General features: G+C 75.2%; 13 protein-coding genes. 7 read left to right on the top strand and 6 right to left on the bottom strand.

The annotated features are described in order from the left end of the window. Window positions 1–202: 202 nt before the first annotated feature. The gene (locus tag IEY78_RS13165) at window positions 203–1,264 is read left to right on the top strand and encodes a fatty acid desaturase family protein (protein ID WP_189097873.1); all 1,062 of its coding nucleotides are present in this window, start codon (window positions 203–205) and stop codon (window positions 1,262–1,264) included. Here the strand turns inward: IEY78_RS13165 and IEY78_RS13170 are convergent. Both IEY78_RS13170 and IEY78_RS13175 read right to left on the bottom strand, forming a co-directional pair. Continuing rightward, a complete protein-coding gene (locus IEY78_RS13170) occupies window positions 1,194–2,606 on the bottom strand; it encodes an amino acid permease (RefSeq protein WP_189097874.1) in 1,413 nt (470 codons plus the stop codon). The genes IEY78_RS13165 and IEY78_RS13170 overlap by 71 nt on opposite strands. 85 nt (window positions 2,607–2,691) lie before the next feature. Beyond that, entirely contained in the window at window positions 2,692–4,848 is a 2,157-nt protein-coding gene (locus IEY78_RS13175; RefSeq protein ID WP_229699907.1) for a phage holin family protein, read from the bottom strand. A 190-nt stretch (window positions 4,849–5,038) separates the two neighbouring features. Between IEY78_RS13175 and IEY78_RS13180 the strand changes: the two genes are divergently transcribed. Together IEY78_RS13180 and IEY78_RS13185 are read left to right on the top strand one after the other, a co-directional pair. Further along, window positions 5,039–5,821, top strand: a complete 783-nt coding sequence (locus IEY78_RS13180; RefSeq protein WP_189097876.1) for an MBL fold metallo-hydrolase — start codon at window positions 5,039–5,041, stop codon at window positions 5,819–5,821. Next, on the top strand, window positions 5,818–6,459 hold the full coding sequence (locus IEY78_RS13185; RefSeq protein ID WP_189097877.1) for a DedA family protein: 642 nt from the start codon (window positions 5,818–5,820) through the stop codon (window positions 6,457–6,459). The genes IEY78_RS13180 and IEY78_RS13185 overlap by 4 nt, the downstream gene beginning before the upstream one ends. A 96-nt stretch (window positions 6,460–6,555) precedes the next feature. On the opposite strand, the gene IEY78_RS13190 is transcribed toward IEY78_RS13185, so the two are convergent. The 3 genes from IEY78_RS13190 to IEY78_RS13200 form a co-directional block, all read right to left on the bottom strand. After that, complete coding sequence (locus tag IEY78_RS13190) at window positions 6,556–7,284, bottom strand: hypothetical protein (protein WP_189097878.1); 729 nt, start codon at window positions 7,282–7,284, stop codon at window positions 6,556–6,558. A 155-nt stretch (window positions 7,285–7,439) separates the two neighbouring features. Next, complete coding sequence (locus IEY78_RS13195) at window positions 7,440–8,648, bottom strand: aminotransferase class I/II-fold pyridoxal phosphate-dependent enzyme (protein ID WP_189097879.1); 1,209 nt, start codon at window positions 8,646–8,648, stop codon at window positions 7,440–7,442. A gap of 124 nt (window positions 8,649–8,772) precedes the next feature. Beyond that, entirely contained in the window at window positions 8,773–9,225 is a 453-nt protein-coding gene (locus tag IEY78_RS13200; protein ID WP_189097880.1) for a GNAT family N-acetyltransferase, read from the bottom strand. A 114-nt stretch (window positions 9,226–9,339) separates the two neighbouring features. Between IEY78_RS13200 and IEY78_RS13205 the strand changes: the two genes are divergently transcribed. The 4 genes from IEY78_RS13205 (at window position 9,340) to IEY78_RS13220 (ending at window position 13,491) form a co-directional block, all read left to right on the top strand. Continuing rightward, entirely contained in the window at window positions 9,340–10,821 is a 1,482-nt protein-coding gene (locus tag IEY78_RS13205; protein WP_189097881.1) for a bifunctional phosphatase PAP2/diacylglycerol kinase family protein, read from the top strand. Window positions 10,822–10,971: 150 nt separating this feature from the next. Beyond that, a complete protein-coding gene (locus tag IEY78_RS13210; RefSeq protein WP_189097882.1) occupies window positions 10,972–11,787 on the top strand; it encodes a class I SAM-dependent methyltransferase in 816 nt (271 codons plus the stop codon). A gap of 125 nt (window positions 11,788–11,912) precedes the next feature. Continuing rightward, the gene (locus tag IEY78_RS13215; protein ID WP_189097883.1) at window positions 11,913–13,094 is read left to right on the top strand and encodes a CapA family protein; all 1,182 of its coding nucleotides are present in this window, start codon (window positions 11,913–11,915) and stop codon (window positions 13,092–13,094) included. Between the two features lie 37 nt (window positions 13,095–13,131). Further along, on the top strand, window positions 13,132–13,491 hold the full coding sequence (locus tag IEY78_RS13220; protein ID WP_189097884.1) for a VOC family protein: 360 nt from the start codon (window positions 13,132–13,134) through the stop codon (window positions 13,489–13,491). Window positions 13,492–13,536: 45 nt separating this feature from the next. Here IEY78_RS13220 and IEY78_RS13225 read toward each other — a convergent pair whose 3' ends face one another. Further along, window positions 13,537–14,460, bottom strand: coding sequence for an NADP-dependent oxidoreductase (locus tag IEY78_RS13225; protein WP_189097885.1), 924 nt, complete (start codon window positions 14,458–14,460; stop codon window positions 13,537–13,539). Between the last annotated feature and the right edge of the window lie 62 nt (window positions 14,461–14,522).

A 14,522-nucleotide genomic window follows, 5' to 3' on the forward strand; every position in this document is an offset into this window, starting at 1 on the left:
TCTCTGTGGATTCCGGGATCTCGTGAGGGTGGATTGTCGCCCGGGGGTCGCGCCGTCACGGTGAGCAGAACCTCGTGCTTCGGGGGTGGAGCGCAGTGCGGTGGGGGTGGGGGCACCACCCCTGCTCCCTCCCGCTGTCCCCCGCCTTCCCCGGGTGTGCACCGGCTGTTGTGGGGCGGGGTGGGTCACAAGACTCGGGGGCATGACGACGACGCGGGTTGAGGGTCTTGAGAGAGGTGGGAGTGCGCCGCCGGCGGGGGCGGGCTCCGGGAGTGACTTCGCGCGGCTTTCGCGGCGCATCGTGGCGGCGGGGCTGTTGAGGCGGCGGCCGGGGTACTACGCCGCACGGCTGTCCTTGGTGGGTGCGGCGTTCGCCGGCGGGTGGGGGGCGTTCTTCGTGGTGGGGGACAGTTGGTGGCAGTTGGCGGTGGCGCTGTTCCTGGCCCTGGTGTCCGGGCAGGTGGCGCTGGTCACCCACGACGTGGCACATATGCAGGTGTTCCGCGGGCGGCGGGCGAGCGGGGTCGGTGGGCGGCTGTGCGGCAATCTCGGGGTGGGGATGTCGTACGGGTGGTGGATGCACAAGCACACCCGGCATCACGCGAACCCCAATCATGAGGAACTGGATCCGGATGTGGCGCCGGACATCCTGCTGTGGTCACGGGAGCAGGCGCGGGCCGCCACGGGGCTGCCCCGGTTCCTCGGCCGCTATCAGGCGCAGCTGTTCTTCCCGCTGCTCACGCTGGAGGGGTTCAATCTGCGGGTGGCGAGCATCCGGGCGCTGCGGTCCCCCACGATGAAGCACTGGGGAGCCGAGGCGGCGCTGTTGCTGGCGCATGTGGTGCTGTACCTGGGCGCGCTGTTCCTGGTGCTGTCCCCCGGCAAGGCGCTGGCCTTCCTGCTCCTCCACCAGGCCGCCTTCGGCGTGTATTTGGGCGCCACGTTCGCGCCGAACCACAAGGGGATGCCGACGCTGACCGGGGACGCCCGGCCGGACTTCCTGCGGCGGCAGGTGCTGACCTCACGCAATGTCCGGGGCGGGCCGCTGACCGATGTGCTGCTCGGTGGGCTCAACTACCAGATCGAGCACCATCTCTTCCCGGGCATGCCGACGCCGCATCTGCGCCGGGCGCAGGTGATCGTGCGGGCGTACTGCGCCGAGATCGGCGTCCCGTACCACGAGACGGGGCTGCTCAGGTCGTACGCGGAAGCGCTGCGTCATCTGCGGTGGGTGGGGGAACCGCTGCGGGGTGCCCGGGAGTAGTGCCGGACGCCTCGGGCCGGTCCTCCTCCCGGCGGGTCGTGCGGCGGGCGGCCATGACGGCGTAGACGAGGATGCCGGCGAAGAGGAACAGCACGCCCTGGTAGATCGCGGCGTAGCCGGCGCCGGCGACGAGCCAGAAGGTGAAGGCGAAGGCCGTGAGGGCGAGGGTGAGGTCGCGGGCGAAGCGGGCCGGGCGGACCTTGTCGCGGCGGCCGGTGAGCAGGAAGTAGACCTGGGCGCCGGCGGCGAGGAGGTAGGGGACGGTCGCCGAGAAGGTGGTGATCAGGACCAGGATCTCGAAGACGCCGCCGGAGCCGGTCAGGTAGTTGAGCACCGTCAGGGCGCTGGCGAGCACCGCGGCGGCCAGCACGCCGAAGGTCGGCACACCGCGCCGCTTGGTCAGGAACGGGGCGGGGAACAGCCCGTCCTTGGCGGCGGCGTACGGCGACTGGGCGCTCATCAGGGTCCAGCCGTTGAGGGCGCCGATGATCGAGACGACCGCGGCGAGGGCGACGACGGTGCCGCCCCAGTGGCCGCCGAACATCGCGTTGACCGCGTCGGAGAACGGCGCCTTGGACGCCACCAGCTTGTCGTGGGCGACGGTGCCGAAGACGGCGACGGTGCCCAGGAGGTAGACGACGGCGGCGCCGACGGTGCCGAGGACGGTGGCCCGGCCGACGTTCCGCTCCGGGTCGCGGACCTCGCCCGCGCTCATCGCGGCGGACTCCACGCCCACGTAGGAGTAGAGGAGGATCGCGGCGGCCGCGGACATCCCGCCGAGCGCGCTGCCGCCGCCCTCGTGGAAGGCGCCGAGGTTGTGCGGGTCGAAGAAGAACAGGCCGACGACGGCGATGAACAGCAGCGGGACGAACTTGAGGACCGTGGAGACCAGCTGGACCAGGCCGACGTAGCGGGTGCCGGCGAAGTTGGCGAGGGCCGGCAGCCACAGGGCGATCAGCGCGACCGCGAGGTCGGTGCCCTTCGAGGGGTGGCCGGGCAGCAGGACGTGGACGTAGCCGACGGCGGCGACCGCGAGCGCGGCGTTGCTGACCCAGGTCATGGTCCAGTACGACCAGGCGGAGAGGAAGCCGGCGAAGTCGCCGAACGCCTCGCGCGCGTAGACGTAGGGGCCACCGGTGTCCGGGTGGCGTTCGGCGAGCCGGCCGAAGACCAGGGCGAGGGCGACGGCACCGACGGTCAGGACGCCGAAGGCGACCAGGCTGACGGTGCCGAACGGGGCCACCGACGCCGGCAGCAGAAAGATGCCACCGCCGATGATGTTGCCCATCACCAGGCAGGTGGCGGTTCCCAGACCGAAACGGCGGGTGTGCCGGTCGTTCATGTCGTGGCGGGCCTCTCGTCGTGCGCTGTGCACCCGGGGTGACCGGGCGGCGTTCATCGTCCGCGATCGGTGGCGCCCGCCAAAATCAGCGGTCTTTGTCCCGTGGGGGCCGTCCCGGCGGTGAAGAATCTTCGGGTGCGGGTGCCTCGCGCCGCAGGTCGTCCACGGCGGATGCCAGGGGCAGCTGCGGGCCGTCGGCCTCGGCCAGCCAGCGGCGCAGCACCTGGTGGACCTGTTCCGCGCCGGTCAGCGGCGTGCCGTCGGGGACCGGCGGGCTCAGCTCGGCGGGCCACAGGAGGAAGGGGTGGCTCTGGGCGCCGCCCAGCCCGCCGTGCGAGCCGATCTGCTCCTCGAAGGCGTGCACCTCGCCGGTCGCCGGGTCGCAGGCGGAGTTGATCATGAGGTCGGCGGTGTGCGGGAAGCGGTCGGTGCGGCGTACGGCGTCGGCGGCGCCCGCGCCGAACGGGGCGAGGGGGTCGGCCCCGATGACGTGCCCGGTGGCGAGGCGGTGCTCGGCGCCGGCCGGGCCGAGCACCACGGGGCCGTGCGCGGCGGAGCGGACCAGGACGAAGCCGATGCCGGGGTGGTTGGCGAGAGTGGCCAGCAGGGCGGGGTGGCGGCGGTCGAGTTCCTCGCGGGTGATCCGGCCGGGCACGTCGGGGAACGACACCAGGCCGAGGTTTCCCGACGCCAGCACGACGGGGTGGGCGGGGCCCGGCTCGGGGCGCTCCCCCAGGCCCGGCCCGGCGGCCTCCCCGGGGCCCGGACCGTCCGCCTCCTCGGGGCGGTGGAGCGCGGCCCGTGCCGCCTCTCTGGCCTCGGCGCCGCTCGGGCTGCGCCCCGCACGCCGCGGCACCGGCAGCCCGCACCCGGCGCGCACCAGGTTCTGCAGGCTCAGCCCGTAGCGCTCCAGGAACGTCGGGCCGTGGCTCTGGCCGTGGTCGGAGAGCAGCACGATGCGGTACGGGCGCGGGGCGTGCCCGGCGGCCCGGGCGATCAGCGCGAGGGCCCGGTCGAGGCTCCGCAGCACCTGGAGGGCGTCGCGGTGGGCGGGCCCGGAGTGGTGGGCCACCTCGTCGTAGGCGACGAGGTCGGCGTAGACGGCGGTGCGGCCGGCGAGCATGTCGCCGATGACCGCGGCGACCACCACATCGCGTTCGACGACGGTGGCGAAGGCCCGGATGACGGGGTAGAGGCCGCCCCGCTTGACCCGCGGCAGCTCCCGGCGGAAGCGGGTGCGCAGCGACTGGACGATCTCCCGGACGACCTCGGCGACGAAGGAGACGGCGGTGCGGGTGGCGTTGGCCGGGTCGGAGAAGTAGGCGAAGTACCCGGCGCGGGAGCGGTTGTACCGGCCGCGGCGGGCCGCCACCGACATCACCAGGGCGACCTGGTCGGCGCCGCCGCTGAAGAGGTTGCCGCGGCTGGCGCCGTCGTAGGCGAGCAGCCCGCCGTCGCCGGTGCGCGCGATGGCGCGGCGCTGGAGGGCGGCGGCGCTGCTGGGCCGGTTGCTGACGACGAGGGTGCCGGTCTCCTTCTCGTACCAGCGGAAGGCCGGCACGTCCTCGTTGCTGCCGTGCAGGAGGGCGAGCTGGCTGGCGCCGGTCTGGCTGGACCAGTCGGTGCGCCAGGGGGTGAGGCGGTGGCTGCCGCCGCGCCAGCGGGCCGCGGTCGGCATCAGCGGCCGCTCGCCGGCGGTGGCCCGGCACAGCAGGTCGTGGCCGAGCCCGTCGAGCTGGAGGAAGACGGTGCCGGGGGTGGCCGGGCGGCGGGCGGCGCGGCCGTGGCGGCGCCCGGCGAGGCGGACGAGCCTGCGGTGGTAGGCCTCGTCGTTGCGCACGGCGAGGAAGGCGGAGGTGGCCGAGGAGGCCGCGGACATCACGGCCGCGACGATCACCGCCGTCTGGGGTGCGGCCTGCCCGCGGCCCTCGGGGATCAGATCGAGGGCGAGCAGCAGCAGCGAGCCGTTGAGGAAGAAGACCAGCAGGCCGAGGACGAGCGCCGGCACCAGCAGCAGGGCCCGGACGAGCAGCGGCCACACCACGGCGCCGAGCAGTCCGAACACCCCGGCGCCCAGGGCCGCGGTGAGGGCGGTGCGGGTGAGGCTGTCGCCGTTCGCGGACTGGAGGCGGAAGTCGGGCAGCAGGGCGGCGAGGACGAGCAGGGTGACGCTGGAGACCAGCCAGACCGCGAGCACCCGGAAGAGGGCGCCGCTGAGGGATTTCCACCGTGGAATCCGCACGCCACCCCGCCTCACCCTGTGGCCCGCACCGGCCGCGCGGACGCGCCGACCAGCCTGGCACACCCGGCCGCGCCCGGTCCCGCCCCGGTCGGTCCCGTCCCCGGCGCCCTCTTTCGCGGCCGGATGGTGGACGATCGGAAGCGGCGCACCCGAGGCGGGCGGTGCGGCGAGTCGGGACGGGAGGTGCGCGGTGTCGGTGAAGGTCACCTGGTGGGGGCATGCCACCGTGACGGTCGAGGACTCCGGGGTGCGGGTGCTGACGGATCCGCTGTTCGTGCGCCGGCTGGCGCATCTGCGGCGCCGGCGGGGCGCGCTGCCGCCACCGGAGGCCGCACGGGCCGACCTCGTCCTGGTCTCCCATCTGCACGCCGACCATCTGCACCCCGCCTCGCTGGCCCGCCTCGCGCCGGGGACCCGGCTGGTGGTGCCGCGCGGGGCGACGGCCGCGGTGCCGGGGCTGCGCCGGGTGGCGGCGGCCCGGGCGCTGCGGATCACCGAGCTGCGGGCGGGCGAGGAGTGCCGGGCGGGCGCGGTGACGGTGCGGGCGGTGCCGGCGGCGCACGACGGGCGGCGGCTGCCCTGCGGGCCGCGCCGGGTGCCGGCCCTCGGCTATGTCGTGCAGGGCGCGGCCCGTACGTACTTCGCGGGCGACACCGGGCTGTTCGAGGGGATGGCGGACGCGGTCGGCCCGTGCGAGGTGGCGCTGCTACCGGTGGGCGGCTGGGGCCCGTTCCTCGGGCACGGGCATCTCGACGCGCGGCGGGCGGCGCAGGCGGCGGCGCGGCTGGACCCGTGCAGCGCCGTCCCGGTGCACTACGGCACGTACTGGCCGATCGGCATGGACGCGGTGCGGCCGCACGAATTCCATGCGCCGGGCCAGGAGTTCGCACGGCAGATGGCGACGGTGGCGCCGGGCGTCACCGTGCACCGCCTCGGGCACGGCGAGTCGGTCCGGCCGAGGGTCGCGCGATGACGCCGCTGGGCGTGCTGGCGCAGAGCGTGCCGCCGGAGTCGACGCAGCAGGCGGTCGGGTATCCGTCGCTGTTCCTGCTGGTGGTGCTCGGGTCCCTGGTGCCGGTGGTGCCGACGGGGGCGCTGGTCAGCTCGGCGGCGGTGGTGGCCTTCCACCACACCTCGCCGTTCGCCCTGCTGCTGGTGTTCGCGGTGGCGTCGCTGGCCGCGTTCCTCGGCGATGTCGGCCTGTACTGGCTCGGGCGGCGCGGCACCACCTCGCCGGGCGGCTCGCGCTGGCTGGCGCGGCTGCGGGCCCGTGCCGCGCCGGAGCGGCTGGCGCGGGCCCAGGACGGGCTGCGCGCGCACGGGGTCCTGGTGCTGGTGCTGTCGCGGCTGGTGCCGGGCGGGCGGATCCCGGTCATGCTGGCGTGTCTGCTGTCGGCGATGCCGCTGCGGCGGTTCGTCCGCGGCGACCTCCCGGCCTGTCTGGCCTGGGCGGCGGCGTACCAGCTCATCGGGCTGCTGAGCGGCTCGCTGTTCGGCGAGCCGTGGCAGGGCGTGCTGCTGGCGATCGCCCTGACGTTGCTGATCAGCGCGGCACCGGCGCTGCGGCGGCGCCTGCGGAGGAGCGGGAGGGACGGCGGGCCTCCTCCCTGACGCCTCCGGAGGCACGCTTCCGGCGCGGCGACGCTGGAGCGCCCCGCCGGAAGCGGCTCCACCGTCGCGGTCGGGTGGGGTGTCAGGCGTGGGGTGTTACGCGTGGGCGCTGATGATGCCGCCGGAGCTGAGCACGAGGTAGATGCCGTTGGCGTTGAGGCCGACGTCGTGCTGGTTGGTCTCCAGGGTGGCGGCGACGCCGTCGTGGCCGATGATCTGGGCGCGGTAGCGCAGTTCGCCGAGCTTGGTGACCTTGGCCTTCCAGCCGCCGGCGAGGGTGAAGGTGCCCGGACCCTGGTGTCCGCCGCCCATCCAGGAGTGGACCTGGCCATCGAGGGTGAGGGTGACGAACATGTCGTTGGCGTCCAGCCCGTCGTCGTGGCCGTTCGTCTCCAGCGTCGCCAGGACCTCACCACGGGCCACGATCTTCGCCCGGTAGTGCTGCTCGCCGAGCTTGGAGACCTCGGCCGTGCTCACGCCGTCCGCCAGACGCTGGGTACGGGCCGCCGACGACGCCTTGCCGCCGCCGGCGGCCGGCGCGCCGCCCGACTGCTTGCCCGCGGCACCCGCCTCGGCGTCGTTCTTGGCATCGGCCTTGGCGCCGGCGCTCGCGGGGGCGCCGGAGGCCTGCGCTCCGGCGGCGGAGCCCGCACCGCCGGACTCCGCGGTGCCCTGCGCCGTGTCCGAGTGGCCCGCGGGCTTCGCGCCGGCGGCGTCCGCGCCGGAGCAGGCGGTCAGGCTGAGGGCGGCGGCCGCGGTCAGCGCCGCGGCGGCCACGCGCAGGGTGCGGCGGCGGGCGGTGCGGGCGGTGGTGTCGGAGCGCATGTCGGGTCCCCCGGGTCGGTCGGTGTCGTTCCTCGCTACGTCACCCACCTTGCTCGGGGCCACTATCGCGAGGCTGCCGCTCCGCTAACACCCGGGTAACGCGTCTGAGAGGGGCGCGGGGCGCACCCGTTCCGTCGCGGGCCGCGCGGCGACGCTCAGCCGTCCGTGGTGGAGGTGAGTCCGGCCAGCGCGCGGGACAGCGCCGTCAACGCCTCGGTGACATGCGCGAGTTCCAGCGGATCGGGCGCGTCCAGGGTGCGCTGCCGCAGGTCCCGGTCTTCGCCGAGCAGCGCCTCGGCGCCCAGGCGCACCCGCAGGGCGGCGGGGGCGTCGCCGAAGCGGTGGCCGCCGCGCGCCCGCCACGGCGTCAGTTTCCGTTCCAGCGCGTGGGATTCCACGATGCCGCGGGCGGCCAGCGGACGGCGCAGGGGTTCGAGGTCGGCGTAGAGATGGCTGCCGGAGTGCGGCGGGCGGCAGACCGCACCGGCCTCGGTGACGAGGTGGTGGAGCGCCGCGCCGAGCACGCCGTACACCCGGGCGACGGTGGCCGTCCTGGCGCGCAGCGCGTCGGGTTCGCCGAGGGCATGGGTGACGGCGCAGCCGACCGGCCCCGGGAGCGCGGCGCCGATCGCGGTGAGCGCGTCCAGGGCCGCGGCCCGCAGGACGGTGCCCCGGTCGGTGTCGGGGAAGCGGGCGAGCGCGGCGGGCCAGGCGGCGGGCACCAGCGTGGCGCGCAGATCGGTGAGGACGACGACCGCGCCGGGCAGCATCTCGGCGGGGCTGAGGACCACGGTGTCGTGCGGATCGTGCAGCAGGTCGCGGCGGGTCTCGTCGCTGATGATCCACAGGCCCTCCTCCACCGCCGCCTCGCAGACCTCGTGGAGCTGTTCGGGGGCGGGGCAGGTGCCGGTCGGGTCGTCAGCGACGGAGAGCACCAGCACGCGCGGGGAGTCGCCGTGCAGGCGGGCCCGCCGGACGGTCTCCAGCAGCGCGAACGGGTCGGGCACACCGCCCGATTCGGCAGGTACGGGCGCGAGGTGCACCGGCCGGCCGAGCAGCCGGGCGGGCGGCGCGTACCACTCGGCGCAGGGACGCGGCAGCACCACCCCGCCGTCGGCCGCGGCGTACAGCGCGAGCAGCAGGGCCGGCCCGCCGGGCGCGGCGAGGACCCGGTCGGGGGCGGTGGCCAGGCCGCGGCGGGCCCAGTAGCCGCAGGCGGCGGTGCGCAGCGGTGCGGCGCCGCCCACGGGGTCGGCCTCGGTGCGGTCGGCGGCCGCGGAGAGGTGGGCGACGAGGTCCGGGAGGACGGGCAGGCCCACCGGCGGGTCCGGTTCCGGCCGCGGATCCGGGGCGGTCCGCTGCATCCCTGCCTCCACTCCGCGACGGCGGGTCGATGGTGGGCCCGTCACCCGACGGGCGGCGCGTCCACCTTGGCAGATCACGGGGGTGGCGGCGGGGCGACACGGCAGCGGGGAGGGGGTCCGGCGTTCAGGAGGGGGGCGCGTCCGGCGCCGGGGCCGCGTAGTGGTGCACCCACACCACCTCGCCCGCTCCCCATTCCTGCCGCTCGGTGCCGTGCCGGAGCCAGCCCAGCCGCTCGTAGAGGGCGATGGCCGCGGTGTCGGTGGTCTTCACCTCCAGTACGGGGCGCAGCCCGCGGGCCCTCGCCGCGGCCGCGGCGGTCTCCAGCAGGCGGCGGCCGAGACCCGCGCCGCGGGCGGCGGGGGCGACACAGAGCCGGCTGATCTCCGGCCCGCACAGCGCGGCATGGCCGGCGACCGCGCCGTCCGCCTCGGCGACCCAGGCGGCGCTCAGCCCGTCGGGGGTCACCCAGCGCGCGGGGTTGTCCGGCCAGTGGTGCGGGTACCCGCTGTGGGTGTGCACGGCGGCCAGGACGGCCGCGCAGGCGTCGAGGTCGGTGTCGCGGCGTGGTCTGATCATCCGGGCATGGAAGCACGGTCCGCGCGGGCCGGGAAGCCCGGGGCCGCCGTGACGTGCCGGGCACATGCCCCGGGTGCGTGCCTGTTCCTGCCGCTCTGGGGTACAAGGTGGCCCATGCGATCGCTACTGAGCCACCTCGACCGCCGGACCTTCGACCTGATCGCCAGGCGCGACTGGCCGGGCGCCCAGCGGGTGCTGCCCCGGCTGACCCGCAGCGCCAACCACGGGCTGCTGTGGCTGGGACTGGCGGCGGGCGCGGCCGCGCTGGGCGGCCGTCCGGTGCGCCGGGCCGCGCTGCGCGGCGTGGCCTCGCTGGCGGTGGCGTCGGCGACGGTGAACACCCTCGGCAAGGGCTCCGTGCGGCGCCAGCGGCCGGTGCTGGACACGGTGCCGGTGATACGGCAGTTGCAGCGCCAGCCGGTCACCTCCTCCTTCCCGTCCGGGCACGCGGCCTCGGCGGTGGCCTTCGCGACCGGTGTCGCCTTCGAGAACAAGTGGTGGGGGCTGGCGCTGGCGCCGGTCGCCGCCTCGGTCGCGTTCTCCCGCGTCTATACGGGCGTGCACTATCCGGGTGATGTGCTGGCGGGGGCCGCGCTGGGAGCGGGGGCGGCGTTCGCGGTCCGCGGTTTCGCGCCGACCCGCGCCCAGCTCGCGCCGCCCGCCAGACCGCGCGCGGAGGCACCGGCGCTGCCGGCCGGCCGCGGGCTGGTCGTGGTGGCGAACCGGGGTTCGGGACAGCGCGGCGGCCCGGTGCCGGACCGCGCCGCCGAGGTGCACGGGGTGCTGCCGGAGGCCGAGGTCACGGTGTGCGGCGGGGAGGACGGCGAGCCGCTGGACAAGGCCCTGGAGGACGCCGCCGAGCGGGCCCTCGCGCTCGGCGGGGCGCTGGGGGTGGTCGGCGGCGACGGCACGGTCAACGCGGCGGCGGCGGTCGCGGCGCGGCACGGGCTGCCGCTCGCGGTGCTGCCCGGCGGCACCCTGAACCACTTCGCCTACGACCTGGGGATCGAGACCTACGCGGAGGCGGCGCGCGCGGTCGAGAGCGGTGAGGCCGTGGCGGTGGACGTGGCGCGCTTCCGGGCCGGGCCGCATCTGGAGGGGCACCAGTTCCTCAACACCTTCTCCATCGGCGCCTATCCGGAGCTGGTGCGGATCCGCGAGCGGTGGGCCGGCCGGATCGGTGCCTGGCCGGCCGGGATCCTGGCGGCGTGGGAGGTGCTGCGCACGGCCGAGCCGCTGTCCCTGCGGATCAACGGTGAGCGGCGGGCGGTGTGGCTGCTGTTCGCCGGCAACTGCCAGTACCGGGGGCTGGGGTTCGCGCCGGTGCGGCGGCACGACCTGGCGGACGGGGTGCTCGACGTCCGGGTGGTGCACGGCGGCCGGCTGGCCCGCACCCGGCTGCTCGTCGCGGCGCTGATGGGGACCCCGAGCAGCTCTCCGGTGCTCGGTGAGGCGCGTCTGTCGCGGCTTCAGATCAGTGAGATCCCGGAGGACACCCAGCTGGCGTTCGACGGTGAAGTGGCACCCGCGACACGAGAGTTGACGCTGGACAAGCAGAACGAGGCACTGCGGGTCTACCGACTGCTGCCCGAATGATGAGATGCCACTCTCGCGATGCGAGATGGCGGCGTACGGTGGGTGCACCACGCCGCAGGGCGCCCGCGCCGCGGTGCGGGCCGCCCGGACGGTGACCGGCGGTGCCCGCGCGCGGGCGGTCGCCCACCCCGCCCGCGTAAGGAGCCGACCGTGCCACAGGAATCCGCCGTCTACACCCACGGCCACCACGAGTCCGTGCTGCGCTCCCACACCTGGCGCACCGCCGCCAACTCGGCCGGATACCTGCTGGAGGCGCTGCGCCCGCACCTGCGGATCCTCGACATCGGCTGCGGCCCCGGCACCATCACCGCCGATCTGGCCGCCCTGGTGCCGGACGGCCAGGTCACCGGCCTGGAACGGGCCCCGGAGGTGCTGGACCGGGCGCGCGCCACGGCCACGGAACGGGGCCTGACCAACGTCCGCTTCACGGTCGGCGATGTCCACGCACTGGACTTCCCCGACGACAGCTTCGACGTCGTGCACGCCCATCAGGTCCTCCAGCACGTCGGCGACCCCGTCCAGGCGCTGCGCGAGATGCGCCGGGTCGCCGCGCCCGGCGGGATCGTCGCCGTCCGCGACGCGGACTTCGCGGGCATGGCCTGGTACCCGCAGACCGACGGGATGGACGACTGGCTGCGGCTCTACCAGCGGGTGGCCCGCGCCAACGGCGGCGAGCCGGACGCCGGACGCCGACTGCACGCCTGGGCACGGCGGGCCGGCTTCGCCCCGGACGCGCTCACCGCCACCGCCGGCACCTGGTGCTACCGCACCCCGCAGGAACGGTCCTGGTGGAGCGAGCTGTGGGCGGAGCGCACGGTCAGCTCCTCGTTCGCGCGGACCGCGGTGGACGGCGGGCATGCCACGGCGGCGGACCTGGACCGCGTCGCCCGGACCTGGCGGGCCTGGGGCGCCGAGGAGGACGGCTGGTTCGCCGTCCTGCACGGCGAGCTGCTGTGCCGCGTGTGACCGCGGCGGCGCCGGACGGGGTGGGCGGCCCGGTCCGGCGCTGACGCGGATGGCCCCGTTGATTGCCCCTGACGGCCCAGCCGCACCCCTCCCCCGGCGGAGAAATCCTCCCGGTGCCGGTAGGGATGGGGAGCGTGACCCGAATACAGCGCCTGGCCGCCCTCGCCGCGCTCATCGTCCTCGCGGCGGGCTGCGGCACCCGCTCCGCCGGTCCCGCACGCCCCCCGGCGCCCGCCACGCCGGGCGCCGCCCGGGCCTCCGCCGCCACCTTCACCCTGCTCGCCACCGGCGACGTGCTGCCGCACAACGAGATCATCCAGCGCTCCGGCGGCGACGCCCATGGCCACGGCCACGACTTCCGCGCCATGTTCGCCGGGGTCAAGCCGGTGGTCTCCGGCGCGGACCTGGCGATCTGCCACATGGAGACCATCTACGGCAGGGACGGCGGGCCGTTCACCGGCTACCCCAGCTTCAAGTCCCCGCCCGAGGTCGCCGCCGCCCTGAAGGACGCCGGCTACGACTCCTGCTCCACGGCCTCCAACCACACCCTCGACGACGGCGCCGACGGCGTGCGCCGCACCCTGGGGGCGATGGACGCGGTGGGCCTGCGGCACGCCGGCTCGGCCCGCTCCGCCGCCGAGTCCGGCCGGCCCGCGCTGCTGCGGGCCGGCCCCGCGAAGGTCGCCCAACTCTCGTACACCTACGGCACCAACGGCATCCCGCTGCCCGGCAAGGCGCCCTGGACGGTCAACCTCATCGATGCCAAGAAGATCATCGCCGATGCCCGCGCGGCCCGGCGGGCGGGCGCGGACGTGGTGGTCGTCAGCGTCCACTGGGGCACCGAGTGGCAGCCGGAGCCGGATGAGCAACAGCGCACCGTGGCCCGCACGCTGACCGCCTCGCGCACCGCGGGACGGCCCGACATCGACCTGATCCTGGGCACCCACGCGCACGTCCCGCAGGCCTACGAGAAGGTCAACGGCACCTGGGTCGTCTACGGGATGGGCGACCAGCTGGCCGGCCGGATGTTCAACCACAGCGACCAGCCGGACGGCCGCGGCAACGAGAGTTCGATGGCCCGCTTCACCTTCGCCGGGCCGTCCGCACCCGGCGGACGCTGGACGGTCCGCAAGGCGGAGTTCCTCCCCCAACTCACCGACATATCCGACGGGTTCCGGGTGGTGAACCTCAACGCGGCGCTCGCCCGGCAGCCCGGCCGCGCCGACTACCTCCGGGCCCGGGACGCCATACGCACCATCGTGCTGTCCCGGGGCGCCGCCCGGAACGGACTGATCATGAGCAAGTGATCGCGGACCCGCGCGCGTCCCAACTAGGGTTGCCCCCATGGACATTCTGGGGACCTCATTGCGGGTGTGCGTCAGCGATCTCAATGCCTCGATCGGCGTCTACGAACGGCTGACCGGCGCCGAGGCGATCCGCTTCCAGCGCAGCGGGGTGGCGGTCGCGGCCGTCGGGTGCTTCTTCCTGATGAGCGGCCCCGAGGCGGAGTTGTCGGTCCTGCGGAAGATCACCGCGACCCTCGCCGTGAAGGACGTGGACGAGGCGGTCGCCGACCTCACGGCGGTCGGCGCGGACATCATCGCCGGCCCGCTGCCGACGCCGATCGGGCGCAACCTGGTCGCCCGCCACCCGGACGGTTCGATCTTCGAGTACGTCGACCGGAAGCAGGACGCCGGGGCCTGAACGGCCCCGGCCTCCTCCTGGCCGAAGGCGGCGACGGATCCGCCGTCAGGACACCTCAAGGACGATCTTGCCGCGGGTCCGCCCGGCCATGCTCTGCCGCAGCGCCTCGGCGGCCCGGGCCAGCGGGAAGACGGCGTCGACCGGCACCGTCAGCTTCCCGGCGTCCGCGAGCGCGCCGAGCGCGGTCAGATCGGCGGCGTCCGGGCGCACCCACACCGAGTGGCCGCCCTTCTCCACGGTCTGGCCGTCGGCGACCGAGGCCACCCGGCCGCGGTCCTTGAGCAGCTCCTGCGAGACGTCCACGGCGCCGCCGCCGACGAAGTCCACGGCCGCGTCGATGCCCTCGGGTGCCAGCGCCCGCACCCGGTCGGCGAGGCCCTCGCCGTAGGTGACCGGCTCGGCCCCCAGGGACCGCAGGAAGTCGTGGTTGCGCTCACTGGCCGTGCCGATGACCCGCGCGCCCCGGGCCACCGCGATCTGGACGGCGAGCGAGCCGACACCGCCCGCGGCGGCGTGCACCAGGACCGTCTCGTCCTTCTTGGCGTCGACCCGGGCCAGCGACTGGTAGGCCGTCAGCCCGGCCAGCGGCAGCCCGGCGGCCTGCTGCCAGCTGAGCGAGGCGGGCTTGCGCGCCAGGGTCCGCACCGGCGCGGCGACCAGCTCGGCGTAGGTGCCCTGCTGGACGGCGTCCTTGCGGACATAGCCGATGACCTCGTCACCGATCGCGTACTCGGTGGCGTCCAGCCCGACGGCCTCCACCACGCCCGCCACGTCCCATCCGGGGATGAGCGGGTAGTGCGCGTCCATCATCGGGTCGAGATAACCGGCGAGGACCTTCCAGTCCACCGGGTTGACCCCGGCCGCCTTGACCCGGACCAGGACCGCGTCCGGGCCCACCTTGGGGTCGGGCAGGTCGGAGTAGGTGAGGACCTCGGGGTCGCCGTAGTGCTGTGTGCTGATTGCCTTCATGATCCGCCACAACACCCGACGGGGCGGGATCATTCCACGGCCGGGCGGCCGGGCACCGCGCG

Origin of the sequence: Streptomyces kronopolitis (assembly GCF_014646275.1) — a bacterium.
Taxonomy (GTDB): domain Bacteria; phylum Actinomycetota; class Actinomycetes; order Streptomycetales; family Streptomycetaceae; genus Streptomyces; species Streptomyces kronopolitis.

What these genes read in the sequence shown, in the direction of transcription:
- IEY78_RS13200 (WP_189097880.1), bottom strand. Translation starts at nt 9,225, where the DNA reads ATGATCAGACCACGCCGCGACACCGACCTCGACGCCTGCGCGGCCGTC.
- IEY78_RS13190 (WP_189097878.1), bottom strand. Translation starts at nt 7,284, where the DNA reads ATGCGCTCCGACACCACCGCCCGCACCGCCCGCCGCCGCACCCTGCGC.
- IEY78_RS13195 (WP_189097879.1), bottom strand. Translation starts at nt 8,648, where the DNA reads ATGCAGCGGACCGCCCCGGATCCGCGGCCGGAACCGGACCCGCCGGTG.
- IEY78_RS13205 (WP_189097881.1), top strand. Translation starts at nt 9,340, where the DNA reads ATGCGATCGCTACTGAGCCACCTCGACCGCCGGACCTTCGACCTGATC.
- IEY78_RS13220 (WP_189097884.1), top strand. Translation starts at nt 13,132, where the DNA reads ATGGACATTCTGGGGACCTCATTGCGGGTGTGCGTCAGCGATCTCAAT.
- IEY78_RS13215 (WP_189097883.1), top strand. Translation starts at nt 11,913, where the DNA reads ATGGGGAGCGTGACCCGAATACAGCGCCTGGCCGCCCTCGCCGCGCTC.
- IEY78_RS13170 (WP_189097874.1), bottom strand. Translation starts at nt 2,606, where the DNA reads ATGAACGACCGGCACACCCGCCGTTTCGGTCTGGGAACCGCCACCTGC.
- IEY78_RS13225 (WP_189097885.1), bottom strand. Translation starts at nt 14,460, where the DNA reads ATGAAGGCAATCAGCACACAGCACTACGGCGACCCCGAGGTCCTCACC.
- IEY78_RS13185 (WP_189097877.1), top strand. Translation starts at nt 5,818, where the DNA reads ATGACGCCGCTGGGCGTGCTGGCGCAGAGCGTGCCGCCGGAGTCGACG.
- IEY78_RS13165 (WP_189097873.1), top strand. Translation starts at nt 203, where the DNA reads ATGACGACGACGCGGGTTGAGGGTCTTGAGAGAGGTGGGAGTGCGCCG.